Raw genomic sequence first — 19,931 nt, 5'->3', positions numbered from 1 at the left:
AATCGTCATCTCGAAGCCCTATCTGATCATTACACCCGGACCATCCACCAAGGGAATATGGATTAAATTATCATCTACGATACTTTCTGGCAGAAAAATAAACTTCTTATCATAAATAACCCCATCCATATAATAACTCAACCAGTATTCATTAGTCAGGCCAAAAACCTCCGGATCAATTGCTTCCACACCTTTAAAAGACCTGGCCACCACATCCCCCAGGAAATGCCTCAATACGGAAGTCTTGACCGCCTTTCCATCCTTTTCACCATAACCCTTAGAGCTGATCAGTACATTATCGATGCCCTTATCTTTAAGATTGACAAGGTATACCGTCCAGTTCTTAACTTCAGGCGTTTCGCCCAACAGCACTACTGCCATTGCAACATCCTCAACTATATTTTCCGGAAGATCTTTTTTCATATTTAAACTATATCATAACACATTATGTCATGCTAATAAACTGTTATGCTGAAATAAATTCAGCATGACGAACGCCTATTTCTTCGCTACCGACTTCTTAGCCGCAGTCTTAGTTCCAGTCGCCTTTTTCCCTGCCGCACCAGTCTTTTTTGCGGCCACAACTGTTTTCACTGCCGCTTTCTTCTTTTTCGGTTCAAATGCATTCGGCACCTGTTCTACTATCAGCGCTTTCACCTCATCCAAAGAAATAGCAGCAAGCTCCTCTGGCGTATATTTATCATTGGTAGCCGGGTTCTTCCTCAATTTCAGCATCTCTTTGCCAAACCTGATAAATGGTCCCCATCTGCCATTTTCTATCGCAATCTTATCTGCGTTCCACTGCTGTATAAACCTGTTCGCTTCCTTATCTATCTTCTTAAGGATCAGTTCCTCCACATCTTGCGTGCGCAAATTTTCAAAGTCGTACGCCTTAGGTACATTGATAAACAGGTCGTTCCATTTTATAAAAGGTCCGAATCTACCCGTACCCTTCGTTACCGGCAAATCCTCATAATGCGCTATCGGTGCATCGGCAGTAATCTTTTCGCCAATAATCTCCTGTGCACGCGCCTGATCTATCGATAAAGGATCTTCGTTTTTAGGAACCGAGATATAAGCCTCACCCCATTTCACATATGGCCCAAACCTGCCCACACCAACAGAAACCTCCTTACCGTCAAAATCTTCTAAAGAAAAAGGCAGTTTGAACTGCTCCAAAGCTTGCTCCAGGCTCACCGTACCAACGGTCTGTGATTTAGACAAGCTCGCATATTTCGGTTTTTCAGCACCTTCATCATCGCTCAGTTCACCAATCTGAACCAGCGGGCCATACCGGCCTACTTTGGCATACACATTTCTGCCACTCAGCGGATCTACACCCAATAAGCGCTCTCCATTGGCTCTATCAGCCGTTTCCAGCGTAGTTTCCACCTCTATATGAAAAGGGGTATAGAAGGAGCGGAGCATCTTGGTCCATTCCTGCAATCCCTGTGCAATCTCATCAAATTCCTTTTCCACATTTGCCGTGAAATTAAAATCTACAATGCCCTTAAAATGCTCCACAAGGAAATCATTTACTACCTCACCTATATCTGTCGGGAATAATTTGCTTTTCTCGGCACCAGTTATCTCTGTTTTTACCGTTTTCCGAACAGCACCATCAGCCAAAACCAATGAACTAAACGACCTGGAACGACCATCACGGTCTTCCTTCACCACATATCCGCGGTTTTGTATCGTAGAGATCGTAGGCGCATATGTAGATGGCCTGCCAATACCAAGCTCCTCCAGCTTCTTAACCAGCGATGCCTCAGTATAGCGGGCAGGTGGTCTCGAAAACCGTTCGGTAGCGTTCATTTCATTCAGCGTAAGCGCTTGTCCGCGTGCCAATGGCGGCAGCAAACCTGCATTTTCACTATCATCTACATCATCCTCGTCAGACGACTCAAGGTATACTTTCAAAAAACCGTCAAACTTCAGCACTTCACCTTCAGCGATCAACTGCTCCTTGCGGGTGCTTATGCCAATCTGCGCAGTGGTCTTCTCAAACAACGCCTCACTCATTTGCGAAGCAATGGCACGTTTCCAGATTAGTTCATATAAGCGCTGCTCAGAACTATCTCCGGGAACAGTATGGTGATTGAAATAAGTAGGACGGATGGCCTCGTGAGCCTCCTGCGCACCTGCAGATTTGGTTTTATATACTCTCAACTGATGATATTTATCACCCCAGGCCGATTTGATCTCAGATGCCGCCGCCTGCAATGCAGTCTCGGACAAATTCACAGAATCCGTCCTCATATAGGTGATGCGTCCGCTTTCATACAGTCGCTGAGCGATCTGCATTGTTCTCGAAACAGAATATCCAAGCTTACGTGAAGCTTCCTGTTGCAGGGTAGACGTAGTAAACGGTGCAGCGGGATTGCGTTTGGCAGGTCTGGTTTCCAACCCTGCCACATTAAAGCCCGCATTGATGCAGTCTTTTAAAAAAGCCTCAGCATCTACTTCTTTTTCAAATCGTTGTGGCAGTTCTGCTTTGACAATTTCCCTGCCTTTTCCGGTAGAGAAGGAAGCTGAGATTTTAAACGCTGCCGTAGCATTAAATTTATTTACTTCGCGTTCTCTGTCTACTATCAGTCGTACGGCAACAGATTGCACACGGCCTGCAGACAATGAAGGCTTGATCTTTTTCCACAATACCGGCGACAGTTCAAATCCCACTAGTCTGTCCAGCACACGGCGTGCCTGCTGTGCATGAACCAGGTTATAGTCTATGGTACGCGGGGTTTCAATCGCCTTAAGTATTGCCGGTTTGGTGATCTCATGAAAAACAATACGCTTTGTAGTAGCTTCTTTCAATCCGAGCGTTTCAAATAAATGCCATGATATCGCTTCTCCCTCTCGGTCCTCATCGGATGCTAACCATACCATTTCGGCTTCCTTGGCTAGCTTCTTCAGCTCGGCTACTACCTGTTTCTTATCAGCCGGAACTTCATAAGTCTGAGAAAAGTTATTATTGATATCTATGCCCATATCGCCTTTTATCAGGTCCCGGATGTGTCCGTAACTTGATTTTACAAGGAAATCTTTACCTAAATATCCTTCTATGGTTTTAGCTTTTGCAGGAGATTCAACTATTAATAAATTCTTAGCCATTCAGGAGGTTTTTCTGCAAATAAAGCTATAATTAAGCCTAACTTCAAAATCCGATCTGTATTTTCTAATAATTTATTTTCTAAAAGGCTCAATTCTAATACTTAGAAACATCTGATTGAAGCAGGAGGAAAAACAGCAAATGGCCTGCTTTCAGCCCGTCAGGATATCTAATTGCCTGCTTAAAAATAAATCCTGCCACAATAATAGCTATTGGTAATGCTATCCCTGTCATTGGCTACAAAAGCAATATAGGTTTCCGCATAAGTATTTAGCTTGGGTAAGTTTACACTCCCGTAATTTCTTCCGATCAATAAAGAATCCTGTCCCGCGCTTCGTCTGGCTCCGCTATCCAGATATTCAGCGCTTTCATTCTCTGGCAAATAGGCGAGCATCATTACCTGATCGCGATTTCGGGGATATTGGATGTCAGGATCTACATTCCAGCTAAACACCAATTTAATCTCGTTTCCCTGATCTTCAGCTGTTACATTGATATTTGCCGACAGCGGCAGAATTCCCTCGCAAACCCTCACTTTTGAAAAGTCAATTTTCTGGCCCGGATATTCACCAAAGATTGCGTTCTTTATATTATACGATGTTGCAAGATTTTGTGCAGTCGGTGATACTTTCCGCGATGCTACATCAAAACCGACATTGGTAAAACCATTAATCCTTGCAACGAATTTATTAATCAACTGAAAGCGCTGAGTGGTGGCTTTTTGTTTATCAGTCCTTTTTTTGGTAGAGGGATGGGATCTCATCCTCAAAATGGCCATACCTTTTCTAATGTAGCCAACATGATTTCCTAGTTTTCAAATAATACCGCCCCATGGGCCAAATTTTAATCTTGCCATAATAGTTTTTTTATTTGTTAATAGTCAGTTAAGCCTAAGATAATTACATTCCAAGCCAGCGCCAAGTAGTTTTGTATTTATTTTTACCCGCTAGAAAATCGGGTATTATCAGGTTTTATGTTGCCTGAGCGAGACAATAGAGAGAGAAAAGCAAAAGAATAGCAAGAGAAATCCAAAAGAAAATCAGTTAGCAATAAGCAAACGGTATGTTAGCATTAGCGCTGAGACAGGTAAAATCTTTTTACGTAATTATTATATTAATGCAACGTTATTGTACTTAACTTCGTAAGTACGTTAGCATGATAATATATTGACATACCCAAAACACATTAAGTTACGCTATACCAGATAACATTTTATCAGATTCAATTCTAAAAAAAAACCATATTATGAACACATTATTAATATTCCTTAGTTTGTTTTTTACACCTCCTGCAAAAGGTGTGTACGATTATTCTTTTAAAACTATTGAAGGCAAGGAAATTAAGCTTTCGAAGTTTAAAGGAAAGAAGATCATGATTGTAAATACTGCATCTAAATGTGGTTTTACCCCTCAGTATGAAGATCTTGAAAAATTGCATAAGAAATATGGCAAAAACCTGGTACTGATAGGATTTCCGGCAGGTAATTTTGGCGGACAGGAGTTGGCCACCAACAGTGAGATCAAAGAGTTCTGTACTTCAAAGTTTGCTGTTACTTTTTTAATGGCCGAAAAAACCAGCGTATTAGGCGAAGACATTACTCCGCTGTTTAAATACCTGACTACAGCAGAAAACCCTGATTTTAAAGGAGATATTAAATGGAATTTTGAGAAATTCCTGATTGATGAAAAAGGCCAGCTGGTACATAGGTTCCGTTCTAAAACTACCCCGCTTAGCGAAGACGTTGTAAAGAACCTATAGAGCTTATTGAATGGCAGGTATAACAAAAAGAGAAATCCTTAACATGGATTTCTCTTTTTGTTAACACCCAGATTGAAGGTTTAACGTATTTTTGTATCATGCTAAGTTCTACTAAAGTTGTTAAAAGACTAGTAAGTTTTGTTAGTTTAATTTATTTACTGTCAGCAATATCTTGTTCATCAGCTTACGAATTGGTTAAAGCAGAAAGGATAGAATATCCGGTTAATGTCTCAATAGCCGTCGACAGTGCTGTACTGAAAACTTACCTGCCCTATAAAGCTGGATTGGATTCGCAAATGAACCGGGTGATCGGACATTCGGCTTTGGCTATGTCTAAAAAAAGCAGTGATACTTTGCCAGAAAGCCTGCTGAGTAACTTCTTTGCTGATGCTACGCTGGTTCAGGCAAGAAAGATGGATACAGCGATCGATTTTGCGATGCCCAGTACAAAAGGAGGTATCCGCGTAGATTTGCCTAAAGGCCCGATTACTGTTTCTAATATATTTGAACTGATGCCTTTTGAGAATGAACTGGTGGTCTGCACGATTAAAGGAACTGAAGCCCAGCGATTGTTGGAATTTATAGCCGCTTCTAAAGGGCAGCCGGTAGCGGGACTGCGCATGAAGATCAAAGACAAAAAGCCGGTGGATGTGGTGATCAACGGAAAGGCGTTCGACATTAGCAGGAATTACAGGGTGCTCACATCGGATTATGTTTCAAATGGGGGCGATAATACACTTGGGTTTAAGGATCCGGTTGAAAAAAAAGTACTGGGACTGAAGGTCCGGGACGCTTTATTGAATGAGGTAAAAGACAAGCAAGCTGAAGGCAAAACCATAACTGCTCAACTAGATGGAAGAATTACTTATTAAGCGCCGCAATTTTATCAAAACAGGAGGTTTGGCTGCCGCTGCACTTGCAATTAATCCTTTTGAGGCAATGGCAGCAGGGGATGTGGTGAAGTTGACGATCTTACATACCAATGATGTCCACAGCAGGGTTGAACCTTTTCCGATGGACGGATCGAGGAACCAGGGCCTGGGCGGTGTGGCCAGGCGTGCGGCATTGATTAAAAGGATCAGGGCCGAGGAGCAGAATGTGCTGTTATTAGATGCGGGTGATATCTTTCAGGGAACGCCTTATTTTAATTTGTACGGTGGGGAGGTGGAGATGAAGCTGATGACGGCCATGGGCTATGATGCGGCTACGATGGGCAACCATGACTTTGATAATGGACTGGAAGGTTTTCATAAGCAGTTGCCGCATGCTAATTTTCCGATCATTTGTAGTAATTACGACTTTTCTAATACGCTATTGAAAGGTGCTACGCAGCCGTATAAGATCTTTAAAAAGCAGGGATTGAAGATTGGGGTTTTTGGGGTCGGTATTGAACTCAAAGGGCTTGTGGAGGAAAACAATTATGGTGATACGGTATATCTGAACCCTGTTTTAAAAGCCAATGAAATAGCTGCTTTGTTAAAGAAAGATTTGGATTGTGACCTGGTGATCTGCCTTTCTCATCTTGGTTATAAATATGCTTCTGCAAAAGTTTCAGACCAGGTGCTGGCGGCGCAGACGAGTAATATTGATTTAATAATTGGTGGACATACGCATACGTTTATGGATGTTCCTGAGGATGTTAAGAATTTGAGTGGTGGCATTACTACGATTAATCAGGTAGGTTTTGCGGGGATTAATCTGGGCAGGGTAGATTATTACTTTGAGAAGTATAAGGGCAAACGTGCCAAGGCAGGTGCTCCTTATCTGATCAATGATCTGGAAGCATAATGGTTTTATAGGGTAAAATCAGGAAGTCTTTTCGCAGCCTGCATTCCCTGAAGCTTCGCAACATGGGCGCTTAGGTCTGCTCTAAGACCACCTGATTTTACCGCTGGCGGGCTAGTCAGGCATCTCTACTACTCACACTTACTTTATTTTTTACAGCAACTGATTTTATTTTTATGCAGTGGCGATGTACAAATCCTTAGATTAAGAAGCCACCGCCTAGGAGGTCATTTCCTTCGTAGAAAACGGCCGACTGTCCGGGTGCGATAGCGGATACGTTGTGGTCAAATACTACACGCATTTTGTCTTTTTCCTGCACGATTGTACTTAACATGCCCGCATCTTTATACCTGATCTTGGTGATTACGTTGTCCATAGGTTCATGGATGCTTTCGTATTTTACCAGGTTGAGGTTGCGTACCATGGCTTCTTTTCTTTCCAGTTCGTCGGCACGGCCCAGTACTACGGTATTGCTTTCGGGCAGGATCTGGGTGACAAACATGGGTTCGCCAAATGCTAGGCCCAGTCCTTTACGTTGTCCGATTGTGTAAAAAGGATAGCCTTTATGCTGACCGATGATCATCCCGTCTTTATTGATGAAATTGCCACCTGCTACGCGGTCTTCGAGGTCTTCTACTTTGTGCTTTAGGAAGGCACGATAGTCATTGTCAGGCACAAAACAGATCTCATAGCTTTCACTTTTCTTGGCCAGTTCTTCCTGTCCCATGTCGAGGGCCATCTGTCTGATTTCTGATTTGGCAAAGGAGCCCAGCGGGAATTGCGTGCGCGCAAGGTTTTCTTGTGATACGCCCCAAAGTACGTATGACTGATCTTTATTTTCGTCGTGACCCTTAGAAATGACGTATCTGCCACTGTCTTGCTGACGGATGTTGGCATAGTGCCCTGTTGCGATAAACTCGCAGTCCAGTTTGTTGGCACGTTTTAACAATGCTTCCCACTTGATGTGGGTGTTGCAAAGCACGCATGGGTTTGGTGTGCGCCCTGCCAGGTATTCGTCGACGAAATTGTCGATCACGAAGTCACCAAATTCGTCTCTGATATCTAATATATAATGTGGAAAGCCATAATTTACGGCTAGTGTGCGGGCATCGTTGATGCTGTCTAGACTACAGCAGCCGGTTTCTTTGCTGCTACTGCCGGATGTGGCGTAGTCCCATGTCTTCATGGTAAGGCCAATTACTTCATACCCTTGTTCGTGGAGCATTACTGCTGCTACTGAACTGTCTACCCCGCCACTCATGGCTACCAGGATTCTTCCTTTTTTACTCATATGTTTTAATACTGCCGCGGGTTCAAGGCCCGGTGATTAGTTATATAAGGACAAAAGTAAGGAAATTAAGTGATCTTTTTTCGGGCTGGAACCAGTTGCGCTGAAGAAGCGCAAATAGTTCCTATGCCCTCTTAAAGACACTGAATTTTAAGTGACACAGGGTGGGAAGGACGCGAGGTGAAAGGCTAAAATGAAATTATAAGGTGAAAGGCAGATCGATAACAAGGGTAAAAGAGGCTGCAAAATATTAAAATCATTGCATCTAGTCAAACGTATTAGCAAATAGAATAAGGCTGGTATTGTTGATTTTTTAATATCTTAGGCTCTTGTAATTTACACGCAGAAATAAAGATTATGAAAAGACTTTTAACAGGTGGTTTATTGGCGATGGCCGGGTTGATAGGGGGCATGATAAAGGTATCAGCGCAGGAGAAACCGATGAAGCCCAGACTTATAACCGGGAAAAGCAAGGAAGCAGAGAATCTGGTTAAGTATGTAAAGCCGATCATTGGTACTCAGAAAATGGGGCATACTTTTCCGGGTGCTACGGTGCCTTTTGGCGCGGTGCAACTGAGCCCTGATACAGATACGCTTTCGTATGAAATAAATGGGAAATATAATGGTGATGTGTATAAATACTGTGCAGGGTATAAGTATGAGGATAAAACGATAGTAGGATTTAGTCACACGCATTTTAGCGGTACAGGGCATTCTGATCTGGGCGATTTCCTAGTTATGCCTACGCAAGGTGCGTTGCAGATGAACCCAGGTACGGCTGATAATCCTAAATCTGGCTTTCGCTCTGCGTTCTCTCATGAGAATGAGGTGGTGGAAGCGGGTTATTATAAAGTGAAACTGGATGACGATAAGATCATGGCCGAAATGACTGCAACGAAAAGAGTGGGCGTGCACCAGTATACTTTCCCAAAGTCTGATCAGTCGCACATTATTCTGGATCTGATGGCAGGAATGTATAATTATGACGACAAGACGGTGTGGACGTATGTGAGGGTGGTGAATGATACATTGGTGACGGGCTATCGTCAGACTAATGGTTGGGCACGTACGCGCACGGTTTATTTTGCCATGTCGTTTTCAAAGCCTTTTAAGAGTTATGGTCAGAAGAATTTTGAGAAGGCACAAGTTTATAGGGGATTCTGGAGGAAGTTTGACCAGACTAAGAACCATCCTGAGATAGCAGGCAAGAAAATCAGGATGTACTTTGATTTTGATACGGAAGCTTCGGAAAAGATAGGGCTGAAGTTTGCTTTGTCGCCTGTAAGCCAAGAGAATGCCTTGGAAAATATGCGTACCGAAGTGCCGGGATGGGATTTTGATAAGGTGAAGCAGCAGGCTCAGTCGGATTGGGAAAAAGAACTGAGCAAGATCAAGATTTCGGCTTCTGAAGATGATAAGGTTAATTTTTATACCGCTATGTACCATGCATTTATCAATCCGACCAATTACAGTGATGTAAATGGGCAGTACAAGGGCCTGGATCAGGGTGTGCATAAGGCAGATGGGTTTACCAACTATACTACATTCTCTTTGTGGGATACTTACAGGTCTTTGCACCCGTTCTTTAACATCATGCAGCCATCTAAGAACAATGATATGGTGAGGTCAATGATGGCGCATTATCAACAGAATTCTTTGAAAATGCTACCGATCTGGTCGCACTATGCCAATGAAAACTGGTGCATGAGCGGCTATCACAGTGTGTCTGTAGTGGCTGATGCGATCATTAAAGGGGTGTACAATGGCGATGCGGAGGCTGCTTTGGCTGCTTGTGTGGAAACTGCAAATCATCGTTCATACGAGGGGATAGGCGAATATATCGATAAAGGATACATTTCGGCAGAGAAAAGCGGAACGTCTGTTTCGAATACATTGGAATATGCGTATGATGATTGGTGTATTGCTCAGATCGCCAAAAAATTAGGTAAACAGTCAATTTACGATGAGTTTATTAAAAGATCTGGTAATTGGGTAAATAATTTTGATAAGTCGATCGGCTTTATGAGGCCTAAACTAGCAGATGGTACTTTTAAGAAGGAGTTTGATGCGTTGAGTACACACGGTCAGGGCTTTATAGAAGGCAATACCTGGAATTATAGTTTCTTTGTGCCGCATGATCCAACTGGAATGATTGCTGCGATGGGGGGTGCTAAGAAGGTCGCTTCGAGGCTGGATTCGTTGTTTTCTATGCATTTGCCTGATGAGTTTTTTGCTGATACAGAGGATATTACCCGTGAGGGGATCATTGGAGGCTATGTGCACGGAAATGAGCCGGCACACCATGTGGTGTACTTGTACAACTGGATAGGGCAGCCCTGGAAAACGCAGGAGAAGGTAAGGATGATCCTGAAGATGCAGTATAAGTCTACACCGGACGGGCTGGGCGGAAATGATGATTGCGGACAGATGAGCGCCTGGTATATGTTTTCTTCGTTAGGATTTTATCCGGTTTCGCCGGGATCGGATGAGTATTCTTTAGGAAGTCCTTCGGTTAAGTCGGCGGTGCTTTCGCTGGAGAATGGTAAGACGTTTACGGTAGAGGCTGTTAACCAGAGTGATAAGAATGTGTATGTATCGAAGGTGTTGCTGAATGGGAAGACGGTGACAGGCCATACGATTAAGCATTCGGATATTGTGAACGGGGGGAAGCTAAGTTTTTATATGCGTAATAAGAGGTAAAATTCAGTGATCTTTTATCGGGCTGGAACCAGTTGCGCTGAAAAAGCGCAAATAGTTCCTATGCCCTCAAAAGACACTTAATTTTAAGGGAAGTAGATGCATAAACTAAGGGAAAGTAGGAAATGCATAGTTTAGCTATATGCCTATTAAATAACTACTATTAAACAAAAGCAGGCACTTGACTGTTGGGGTCATTGCCTTGTATTTGATTCCTTCTAATGTCTGTTTCTTTTGGCTTTTTGATGATCCTTTTGTTGAGGTCGATGGCAGCACTGTAAATGAGGGCACCTGCTAAAAGCAATTTTTGTGCGGAATAGATAGGGTGTTTGGATAGGTCTTTGATACCACTTTGGATGATGTATATGCTTGCCACTATAGAAAGGAATCTTTTTGCGGGTTGTATTTCGTTTGTTTCATAGGCACCCAGGAAGGATGTGACCAAGTTTACTGCTATGTTGTCTTTTATCTTTTGGAACATGTGATTGTCGTTTAATGTCTATATAGTCAACATTGAAGGACAATTTTTGTTTAGGAATATTTTAAAAACCTAAAGATGTTGAGCTAAAATGACAGAAAACAAGGTTGTGGCGTGGTGGTACATTGTTGGAGGATTAAGAGCAGGGAGAAATTGAGCAAGAACAGGGAAAAATATCGAGCTGGAGTAGGGAAGTAGATAAATAAAAAGGACGGATGGAAGAAGCTGGAGGGAATCAGGGTTTAAATGGTGCAGAGATATTTGATCTTAATGCCATCGATTTTGTCCAGTTTACCGAGAACAGTATTTAACTGGGCCTTTCTGATCTCCAGTTTAATGCTGCAAGTATTGTCAAAGTTTTGTTCCAGAATCGTTAGTTGCTCTTCTTTGATTAGCCTCATTACATCATTCATGGAGAGGTAATCAAACTCAGCTTTATAAATGTCGTTTATGGTTTTTTCTATAATGGATGCTTCTTTAAGTGCATCAACAGCAGCTGATTTATAGGCGTTAAGTAAACCAGGTACGCCAAGTAATGTGCCACCAAAATATCGTACGACCACGATCAGGAGATTGGTAACATCAGCAGAAAGCATGGCATTTAGAATGGGTCTTCCGGCTGTGCCTGAAGGCTCTCCGTCGTCCTGAATCCTGAAGAGGCTCCTGTCTGGGCTTATCCTTAGGGCCCAGCAGAAATGTCGAGCTTTCGTATGTGCTGTACGCAGTTTTTGAACGATACTTTTTACTTCTTCGTCAGAGGAAATGGGGTAAGCAAAGGCGATAAATTTGCTGCCTTTGTCTTTGAAAAGTCCGGATGATGGGGCAGATATGGTTTTGTAAGTATCGTTGAACAGCATAATATTAAATGCTGTAAATTCTGGAAATAGTAATACAAATAATGGCTGCCAGGGCGAGGGATAGCCCATAATAGTTTATTCTGTTAAGCTTTTCTTTAAAGGCCAATATACCGATCAGGCTGCCCAGAATGATGACACCCATGTTCGTGGCCGCAAATACTACTGATGGATTGTCGGACATTGCAGCATGTGCTTTGAGGTAAAATAATATGTTAGAGAAATTGAAAAAGCCTAAAATACATCCGCATATAAAATTGACCAGTTCGGGTTTTCGCTTATTAGCCAGGTATTTAAATAGCATGAATGCGAGCGAAATCAGGAATGCTATGGCAAATATGATGATGAGGGAACTGGTATAGGGTATGTCTTTGACCTGTGCTACTTTTTTGAACAGGGTGTCTATCAGGCCGAAGCCTGCAAATACGATTATGGGATAAATCCATGCTGCAGATTGCCGCCCTGATCCTGATTTACGGTACAAAGTAAAGAATATCGCTAGAAAGCCTATGATGAGTCCGGTTATTTTCAAGGTGCTGAATTGTTCCCCAAACAAGAAATATGAAGCCAGAAGCGGTATAATGAGCGATAGGCGCTGTGCTATATCTGTTTTGGCAATGCCAATATGCCTGACCGAACGGGCGAGGAACCAGAATATGACAGGCAGCAATATGCCCAATGAAAGATATAGTGGATCGAGCGTGTGTTGGCTAAGCTGAGTTAAAGCAGGCTTGAAGAAAAACCAGCTTAATCCTATAGCAAACAAATAGTTCCATGTTACAGCTTGGGGAATGTCAATCTTGTATCTTTTGGCCAGTTTAAGTAAAACTGCTACGATAACACTACAGCAAATGCTGATGATGAGATAGATCATGTGCTGGTATTATTTCGATAAATGGTGAGGTTATCCTGTTCGATGCGGTACTGATCGGTAATGAGGCCATTGATAACTGGGGATGCAATTCCTTCATTCCAGGAGGATGCGGACGTGAAGACCCGGGCTTCATCCCAGAGACCAGCTTTAATAAACTGGTTGAGGATGTTGGCACCTCCTTCAATAATAACCGACTGGATGTCCATCAGGTAAAGCTGAAAGGCAATCTTCTGCGGCAGGTAATATTGCATATCCTCCATTTGGATGAAATGAATATTGTCCTGTACTTCAGTTTTTACTTCGTTGAGGATGATTGTTTTGGCTTCTTTATTGTAAACGTGATTGGACACGGGGACCTGCAGATCTCGGTCTATCAATATCCTAATAGGGTTTTTGCCCCGCCATTCTCTGGAGCTTAACTGCGGATTGTCGGCCAGTGCTGTTTGCTTCCCTATCAGAATGGCATCTTCTTCCGTACGCCATTTATGAACCAGCTTTTTGGACAATGGTCCGCTGATCCATTGTTGCACAATGTTTCTAGGTGCAAAAAAGCCATTTGCGGTAGTGGCCCATTTGAGGATGATATAGGGTCTTTGCTGCTTGATACGTGTGAAGAAGCGTCTATTGAGGTAGCTGCATTGGGATTCGAGTACACCCGACACAACTTCTATACCTGCATTCTTCAGTTTCTCTATTCCTTTGCCATTGACATCAGCAAAGGGGTCAGTATTGCCTATGACCACCTTTTTAATTCTGTATCTGATCAGCAGATCTGCACAGGGAGGGGTTTTTCCGAAGTGTGCACAGGGTTCGAGACTTACGTAGGCAGTAGCATTGGCCAGCATGGCTTCTGCTGCTTCATCATATTGCTTCAGGACTGCATTTATGGCATTTACTTCTGCATGGGCCTCACCGAATTTCTTGTGATAACCCTCGCCAATTATCTTTTTGTTGTGTACAATGACACAGCCTACCATGGGATTTGGGCTAACGCTACCCATACCAAGGCTAGCCAGTTCGAGGCATCTTTGCATACAAATCTCATCTGTCATGGTAAGCAAAAGTAAGGTATATTGTTCTATTTCCTTACTTTTGCAGGGTATGAATTTAAAGGAGTTGCTGGTCCAGTTTAAAGAAGAACTGTCGGGTATTTACGAAGTGGAGGAAATAGCAGCGATTTTTAACCTGCTGGTGGAGCATGTTACGGGCTTTAATAATCGGCAGCTGTCTTTGAAAGGGATCAGTACTGAGATGCAGGATGAATTTGCTATGTGGGGTTATTTGGGTGAACTTAAAACAGGTAAGCCTGTACAGTATGTGATTGGAGAAGCATCGTTTTATGGCTTGAAGTTTAAGGTAAATCCCGCGGTATTGATACCCAGACCTGAGACAGAAGAATTGGTAGAGTGGGTGATTGAAAGTTGTATGGTAAGGTCAGCAGGAGGTTTGGCGCCATCAAAAGATAAGTTATCGATTTTTGATATAGGAACCGGAAGTGGTTGTATAGCAGTAACTTTAGCTCGAAAAATCTCAGGATCTAGGGTGACTGGTCTGGATGTTTCTTCTGAAGCTATAGAGGCCGCGAAAATGAATGCCTTACTGAACAGTGTAGGGGTAACGTTTGTGCAGGGCGATATTTTGGATAATAATTTGGAGCTAAATCCAGATGGAAAGTATGATGTGATTGTGAGTAATCCGCCTTATATCACCCCTGAAGAAAAGGAGCAGATGCACCAGAATGTACTGGACCATGAACCTCATCTGGCGCTCTTTGTAGCTAAGGAAAGACCTCTTGTGTTTTATGAAGCGATTGCGGATTTTGCGATGAGTAATTTGACTTCCGGGGGTTTGCTATTCTTTGAGATCAATGAGCACATGGGTAAAGAAACCATGCAAATGCTGGTTGATAAATCATTTATTAATATAGTGTTAAGAAAAGATATGCAGGGAAAGGACCGGATGATCAGATGTAGTTTGGGGACATAGCGCAGGGTATTTAACTTCCCGGATTTAGCTTCTGGGGTGAAAGGTAGTGATCACCTCTTTGAGATAGCTTCTGTCAAGATGCGTATAGATCTCGGTAGTGGTGATGCTGACATGGCCGAGCATTTCCTGTACAGCCCTCAAATCGGCCCCGCCTTCTATTAAATGCGTAGCAAATGAATGCCTGAAGGTATGCGGACTAATGGATTTATTTATCCCGGCTTTTTCAGCAAGTGCTTTGATTGTTTTAAACACATAGATCCTGGAGAGGTTCTTTCCGGAATTGTTTAAGAAGATATAGTCCTGATAGCCTTCTTTTATTTTGTTGTGGACCCTGATCTCGTGGAGATAGATCTTCAGCAGCTTTAAAGCGGAGCTTCCAATTGGTACAAGCCGCTCTGCATTTCCTTTGCCAATTACCTTAATAAAGCCTTCATCTTCATAGACTTCAGATATTTTTAAGTTGACCAGTTCAGATACCCTTAGTCCGCAACCATACAATACTTCAATAATGGTCTTATTGCGCATCCCACCTGGCCTTGAAGCATCTACTGCATCTATTAAACTATTGATCTCAAGTAGATTTAGGATATCAGGTAGTTTTCTGGAGAGGCGTGGGGCTTCGATCATCGCGGTAGGATCTGTGTCGGTGATCTGTTCCAATAAGAGAAAACCAAAAAAAGATTTAAGGCCTGAAATAACCCTTGCCTGGGTGCTGGGCAACATCCCTAGCTCATTGGCCCATGAAATGAAAGACTTTAAGTCGGACGGAGTAACTTGTTTTATATTAGTATATTTGTTTGACAGGTCGAGGTATTGTGTAAGGTTTCCGATGTCATTGAGATAGGCATCAATGGAATTGCGTGAGAGTGCGCGTTCCAGTCGCAGGTAGGTCTTAAAAGATTTTAGATAGGGGTTATTGATCACAAAAATTTTCTACTGTAAATTTTTAACTTTAAGTTTGAATTGATGAAGATACAAATTATTAATGGCCCCAACTTAAACCTTTTAGGCTTAAGAGAACCCGGTATATATGGAAGCTTGAGTTTTGAAGAATACCTTAAGGAATTGCGGGAAATTTACAGCATTGTGGAGATTGATTATTATCAGAGCAATGTAGAAGGAGAGTTGATCAATAAATTGCACGAAGTAGGCTTTACATATGATGGCATCATTATCAATGCAGGCGGGTATACGCACACTTCTGTAGCGATAGCTGATGCAATTGCTGGTATTAAAACTCCTGTGGTAGAGGTACATATATCAAATATCTATGCAAGGGAAGAATTCAGACATGTATCACTAACCGGGAAGAACTGTAAAGGTGTGCTTACAGGATTTGGGATGGACGGCTACCGCCTGGCCATAGAAAGTTTGCTGCACGCTTAGTTATTGAACTTAAAGTTTACAGTTTAAGCTCGCTAAAGTACCGGATCTTTTTAATGAAATAATCGTATACAATGCTGGAATTGTACTGGCCGGTATGTTTATGAAAGCTAAGTTGTTTGGTTCCTCTTTTCTTTGCGTTGGCTGAGATGTTTTGAAAGAAATGCCAGTGAGCTTTGTTGATGGCTGTTGCAAAGTCGACATTACCCTGCATCATGAAACGGATCCAGGCGACAAAATCGATGCACAACCTGATAAAAATTCTTGGGTAGGCATCATTTAAAGGCAGGTTTTTTTGCAGAATGATCAGGTTATTTCTAAAGTTAAGATAGGTTTTGTAAGGGTTATTGGCACTAAGTGTGCCTCCGCCTACATGGTAAACTTCTGCGCCGGGAGCGTACATCACCTTGTAGCCCAGATTTTTGAGCCTCCAGCAAAGATCTATCTCTTCCATATGGGCAAAGAAATCAGGATCGAGACCACCCACTTCTTTCCATGCCTTGCTTTTGATGAACAGTGCGGCACCGCTGGCCCAGAAAATTTCTTTGACATCATTGTACTGCCCATTATCTGCCTCTACTGTGTCAAATAACCTTCCACGGCAAAAGGGATAGCCATGCATGTCCAGATAACCTCCTGCTGCTCCGGCATACTCAAACTGAGACTTGTTCTTCTGCCATTTGATCTTTGGCTGTGCAGCAGCAATGAGCGGATCGCTCTGCATCAGGTCTATTACGGGCTGAATCCAGTTGGCCGATACCTCTACGTCAGAGTTCAATAGGACGTAGTAGTCCGCCTGTACCTGTTCCAATAGTTTGCGGTACCCTTCCGCAAAGCCGTAGTTCGCATCATTGCGGATCAGTCGGATATTGGGGTAATTGGCCTTTATATAAGCTACAGAATCATCTGTAGAGGCATTGTCGCCGACTATTATCTGAAGATTAGGGTAGATAGATTGTACAACACCGGGCAAAAATTGCTCAAGCAGTGCTTTTCCATTCCAATTTAAAATTACTACAGCTACACTAGGTTCCATTAATCAGCGTTGTTCTCGGGTTTATGTTTCCATCGCCTGTGGCTCCATAGCCAGTAAGCAGGATTTTTATTAATTATTTGTTCCAGCATCTGGAAATTGCGTTTAGTAATTTCATGCGCTTCAGTTGATGACGGTTTTTCGCAGATCAGGTAGCAATCTACTTCATAGTAGCCACGTTTTACCCATTGCATATTAAAATAAATAACAGGTCTGTCGGTCTGCAGCGCAATCTTTTCCAGTCCGAGCAAGACAGGAGTGGGCTGGTTTAAGAAATCGATCCAGACCTTTGCTTCATCTTTTACAGGTGTCTGATCACCGGCAAAACAAAACATGGTAGTCTGATTTCTGCTGGTGGCGAGTGATCTGAGCGTTTGCCTCATGGGGATAAAAAGGTTGTTTGTCCTGGTTCGTATTTTATAAAACCAATCGTCAAAAACATCATTGCTAAGTGGTTTATAGATCACATAGGCTTTGGCAGGAATTTTAACCCCAAGGGCCAACATGCCAAGTTCCCAGTTGCCATAATGACCTGTGCAGGCCAGTATACTTTCTTGTTTATCGAGGTAGTTAGTTACCAGTTCTAAATTATTGAATTTTACCCTTTTAAGCAGCTCCACGTCTGAAATAGATTGCAACTTTATGACTTCAAATAGCATGTCGGCAAAGTATTTAAAGAAAGTTTTTTTCAATTGAACGATCTCTGCAGGTGTTTTATCAGGAAAAGAATTACTCAGGTTGTCATGAACGACTTTTTTGCGGTATTGAAAGATATAATAAATAAAATAATAGCTCAATGATGCGAAAACGTGCAGTAACCGCATGGGAAGGAAAGACAAAAAGTTTAAAAAAAATATTCCTATATAAGAAAAGGTTTTTTTTATCATTAATTTGCGAATTGAGAATGCAAACATAAATTATCAGATGGAAAGTTCAGCTATATTCCCGCTTTTTTATCTTCCCCCAGTCGGTTATTTTTCTGTTTTAAAGGAATTTGACGATGAATTATATATAGAGATGCATGAGCATTTTCCTAAGCAGACGTACCGTAACCGGGCCAGTGTGTATTCCCCAAATGGAGTGCTAGACCTGACGGTTCCGGTAATACGAGGGGCTAAAGTGCATACTAAGATTACGGAGGTGAAGATCAGTAACGAGTTTAACTGGCAAAAGCTGCATTGGAAGACCTTTGAAAGCTGCTACCGTAATTCAGCCTATTTTGAATATTATGAAGATGAGTTTTCGGTTTTCTACCGTAAAAAATATTCCCATTTGTTTGAGTTTAATATGGAGCTGCTGCAATGGCTGATGAAGCAACTGAAAAAGGACATTGATTATAATTTTACAGAGGAATATATAAAGGAGGTGGGGCCAGGCCTTGATTTGAGATCCAAATGGCGGGTAAATGAGGTGATTAAAGGTGCTGATTATAAGCCCTATTATCAGGTATTTGACGACAGGCAAGGATTTAAACCAAACCTTAGTATAGTAGACTTGTTGTTCAACCAGGGCCCGCAATCGCGGTCATACTTTTAATTTATGTGCAGTAATTTATGACCAGACAAACAAAACACAAACGTCAGAAACACCGCAAATATTCATTGCCTGCAGCCGGATCCAGTCCGGGCTTGATTTATATAGATGAAAATACACTGATACCTGTCATAAAGATTTATAAATACAATGCCGGCCATTATGAAGTGGCTGAAATTGAAGATTTTAAAGAGGTGCAATCCAGGGTGGCCGACAAAGATTTTACCTATTGGGTGGAGATAAAAGGCTTTAAATCAATGAAAATGTTTGACATCCTGAATGTTGATTTTAACGTCAATAAGCTTGTTCTGGAAGATATTACAAGCCCTTATCAGCGGCCGAAATTGGAAGAATATGATGATTATGACTTTGCAGTAAGCAGAATGCTGCGTTTTGATGCGGATAAAGATCTGGACAATATACAGGTTTCTTTTATATTGAGAGACCATGTATTATTCACATTTCAGGAACATTATGAAGATTGCCTGGAGCCTATTCGCGGACGTCTGAAGATAGGTAAGGGCAATATTAGAATAGGAGGAAGCAGCTACCTGATGTATGCGCTGATGGACATCATAGTGGATAAGTATTTTGAGATTCTGGGAGAGTGGGGGGAGGACCTGAATGAGATTGAGGACAGGCTGTTTGACCGGCCTGACAAAACGGTAATGTATGATACCCAGATGATTAAGAAAAACATCATTGGGATAAGAAGGGTAGTATGGCCCGAGAGAGACAAGCTTAATGACATTTTAAGAAGTGATAGTCCGAGAATTACTGCGCAGACCAAATTGTATATCAAGGATGCTTATGACCATTGTATACAAATTATAGATATTGTAGAGTCGCTGAAAGAGATAGCGATTACTAATATAGATATGTACCTATCTGTGATCAGCAACAGGATGAATGAGATCATGAAAGTGCTGACTATTATGTCTTCTATTTTTATTCCGCTGACATTTATTGCGGGAATATACGGGATGAATTTTGCTATAGAAGATCCTGTGACCGGCAAAAAACTTCCTCAGAACATGCCCGAGCTTTATCAGGAGCATGGATATTTGTATACAATGATTGTGATGGGAGCAATTGCCGTAGCACAAATCATATATTTCTGGCGCAAAGGATGGTTTAAATAGGGCCG

Annotated in this window: 18 protein-coding genes and 1 pseudogene; 8 read left to right on the top strand and 11 right to left on the bottom strand. The window is 42.2% G+C overall.

What is annotated here, in order from left to right:
* Positions 1-18: 18 nt before the first annotated feature.
* The 3 genes and pseudogenes from EZ437_RS15580 to EZ437_RS15570 all read right to left on the bottom strand — a co-directional run.
* The gene (locus EZ437_RS15580) at positions 19-423 is read right to left on the bottom strand and encodes a hypothetical protein (protein WP_131596991.1); all 405 of its coding nucleotides are present in this window, start codon (positions 421-423) and stop codon (positions 19-21) included.
* 75 nt (positions 424-498) lie between these two features.
* Positions 499-3,117: a type I DNA topoisomerase gene (gene topA, locus EZ437_RS15575; protein WP_131596990.1), complete on the bottom strand. Its 2,619-nt coding sequence runs from the start codon at positions 3,115-3,117 to the stop codon at positions 499-501.
* 179 nt (positions 3,118-3,296) lie between these two features.
* A pseudogene (locus EZ437_RS15570) lies at positions 3,297-3,917 on the bottom strand (DUF6266 family protein); the annotation flags it as partial.
* A 443-nt stretch (positions 3,918-4,360) separates the two neighbouring features.
* Here EZ437_RS15570 and EZ437_RS15565 point away from each other — a divergent pair.
* The 3 genes from EZ437_RS15565 to EZ437_RS15555 all read left to right on the top strand — a co-directional run bounded on the left by EZ437_RS15565 (position 4,361) and on the right by EZ437_RS15555 (position 6,661).
* Positions 4,361-4,873, top strand: a complete 513-nt coding sequence (locus EZ437_RS15565) for a glutathione peroxidase (protein WP_131596988.1) — start codon at positions 4,361-4,363, stop codon at positions 4,871-4,873.
* Positions 4,874-5,064: 191 nt separating this feature from the next.
* Positions 5,065-5,745, top strand: coding sequence for a 5'-nucleotidase C-terminal domain-containing protein (locus tag EZ437_RS15560; protein WP_225869599.1), 681 nt, complete (start codon positions 5,065-5,067; stop codon positions 5,743-5,745).
* Positions 5,726-6,661, top strand: coding sequence for a bifunctional metallophosphatase/5'-nucleotidase (locus EZ437_RS15555; RefSeq protein WP_131596986.1), 936 nt, complete (start codon positions 5,726-5,728; stop codon positions 6,659-6,661). Before EZ437_RS15560 ends, EZ437_RS15555 begins: the two co-directional genes overlap by 20 nt.
* Before the next feature lie 196 nt (positions 6,662-6,857).
* Here EZ437_RS15555 and mnmA read toward each other — a convergent pair whose 3' ends face one another.
* Entirely contained in the window at positions 6,858-7,949 is a 1,092-nt protein-coding gene (mnmA, locus tag EZ437_RS15550) for a tRNA 2-thiouridine(34) synthase MnmA (protein ID WP_131596985.1), read from the bottom strand.
* A gap of 438 nt (positions 7,950-8,387) precedes the next feature.
* Between mnmA and EZ437_RS15545 the strand changes: the two genes are divergently transcribed.
* Positions 8,388-10,646, top strand: a complete 2,259-nt coding sequence (locus EZ437_RS15545; RefSeq protein ID WP_131597094.1) for a GH92 family glycosyl hydrolase — start codon at positions 8,388-8,390, stop codon at positions 10,644-10,646.
* 160 nt (positions 10,647-10,806) lie between these two features.
* On the opposite strand, the gene EZ437_RS15540 is transcribed toward EZ437_RS15545, so the two are convergent.
* The 4 genes from EZ437_RS15540 to ribD form a co-directional block, all read right to left on the bottom strand.
* On the bottom strand, positions 10,807-11,124 hold the full coding sequence (locus EZ437_RS15540) for a hypothetical protein (RefSeq protein WP_131596984.1): 318 nt from the start codon (positions 11,122-11,124) through the stop codon (positions 10,807-10,809).
* A 239-nt stretch (positions 11,125-11,363) separates the two neighbouring features.
* Complete coding sequence (locus tag EZ437_RS15535; RefSeq protein ID WP_205942730.1) at positions 11,364-11,978, bottom strand: IMPACT family protein; 615 nt, start codon at positions 11,976-11,978, stop codon at positions 11,364-11,366.
* Positions 11,979-11,982: 4 nt separating this feature from the next.
* Entirely contained in the window at positions 11,983-12,849 is an 867-nt protein-coding gene (locus EZ437_RS15530; RefSeq protein WP_131596983.1) for an EamA family transporter, read from the bottom strand.
* Entirely contained in the window at positions 12,846-13,901 is a 1,056-nt protein-coding gene (gene ribD, locus EZ437_RS15525; protein WP_131596982.1) for a bifunctional diaminohydroxyphosphoribosylaminopyrimidine deaminase/5-amino-6-(5-phosphoribosylamino)uracil reductase RibD, read from the bottom strand. Before ribD ends, EZ437_RS15530 begins: the two co-directional genes overlap by 4 nt.
* A 49-nt stretch (positions 13,902-13,950) precedes the next feature.
* Between ribD and prmC the strand changes: the two genes are divergently transcribed.
* Positions 13,951-14,835, top strand: a complete 885-nt coding sequence (gene prmC, locus EZ437_RS15520; protein WP_131596981.1) for a peptide chain release factor N(5)-glutamine methyltransferase — start codon at positions 13,951-13,953, stop codon at positions 14,833-14,835.
* Between the two features lie 24 nt (positions 14,836-14,859).
* On the opposite strand, the gene xerD is transcribed toward prmC, so the two are convergent.
* Positions 14,860-15,759: a site-specific tyrosine recombinase XerD gene (gene xerD / locus EZ437_RS15515; protein ID WP_131596980.1), complete on the bottom strand. Its 900-nt coding sequence runs from the start codon at positions 15,757-15,759 to the stop codon at positions 14,860-14,862.
* A 42-nt stretch (positions 15,760-15,801) separates the two neighbouring features.
* On the opposite strand from xerD, the gene aroQ reads away from it, so the two are divergent.
* Positions 15,802-16,221 (top strand): type II 3-dehydroquinate dehydratase, encoded by a 420-nt coding sequence (gene aroQ / locus EZ437_RS15510; RefSeq protein WP_205942729.1) that lies wholly within the window; start codon positions 15,802-15,804, stop codon positions 16,219-16,221.
* Positions 16,222-16,237: 16 nt separating this feature from the next.
* Here aroQ and EZ437_RS15505 read toward each other — a convergent pair whose 3' ends face one another.
* Both EZ437_RS15505 and EZ437_RS15500 read right to left on the bottom strand, forming a co-directional pair.
* Positions 16,238-17,254 carry a glycosyltransferase family 2 protein gene (locus EZ437_RS15505; protein WP_131596978.1) on the bottom strand — a complete coding sequence of 339 codons (1,017 nt, stop codon included), beginning with the start codon at positions 17,252-17,254 and terminating at the stop codon, positions 16,238-16,240.
* Positions 17,254-18,138, bottom strand: a complete 885-nt coding sequence (locus EZ437_RS15500) for a lysophospholipid acyltransferase family protein (protein WP_262708929.1) — start codon at positions 18,136-18,138, stop codon at positions 17,254-17,256. The genes EZ437_RS15505 and EZ437_RS15500 overlap by 1 nt, the downstream gene beginning before the upstream one ends.
* A gap of 37 nt (positions 18,139-18,175) precedes the next feature.
* Here EZ437_RS15500 and EZ437_RS15495 point away from each other — a divergent pair, with 37 nt between their 5' ends.
* Entirely contained in the window at positions 18,176-18,787 is a 612-nt protein-coding gene (locus tag EZ437_RS15495) for a WbqC family protein (RefSeq protein WP_131596976.1), read from the top strand.
* A gap of 17 nt (positions 18,788-18,804) precedes the next feature.
* Entirely contained in the window at positions 18,805-19,926 is a 1,122-nt protein-coding gene (corA, locus tag EZ437_RS15490; RefSeq protein WP_131596975.1) for a magnesium/cobalt transporter CorA, read from the top strand.
* Positions 19,927-19,931 lie beyond the last annotated feature (5 nt).

This window comes from Pedobacter psychroterrae, assembly GCF_004331695.1.
Classification (GTDB): Bacteria; Bacteroidota; Bacteroidia; order Sphingobacteriales; family Sphingobacteriaceae; genus Pedobacter; species Pedobacter psychroterrae.
This window is presented reverse-complemented; position numbering and strand designations above follow the sequence as displayed.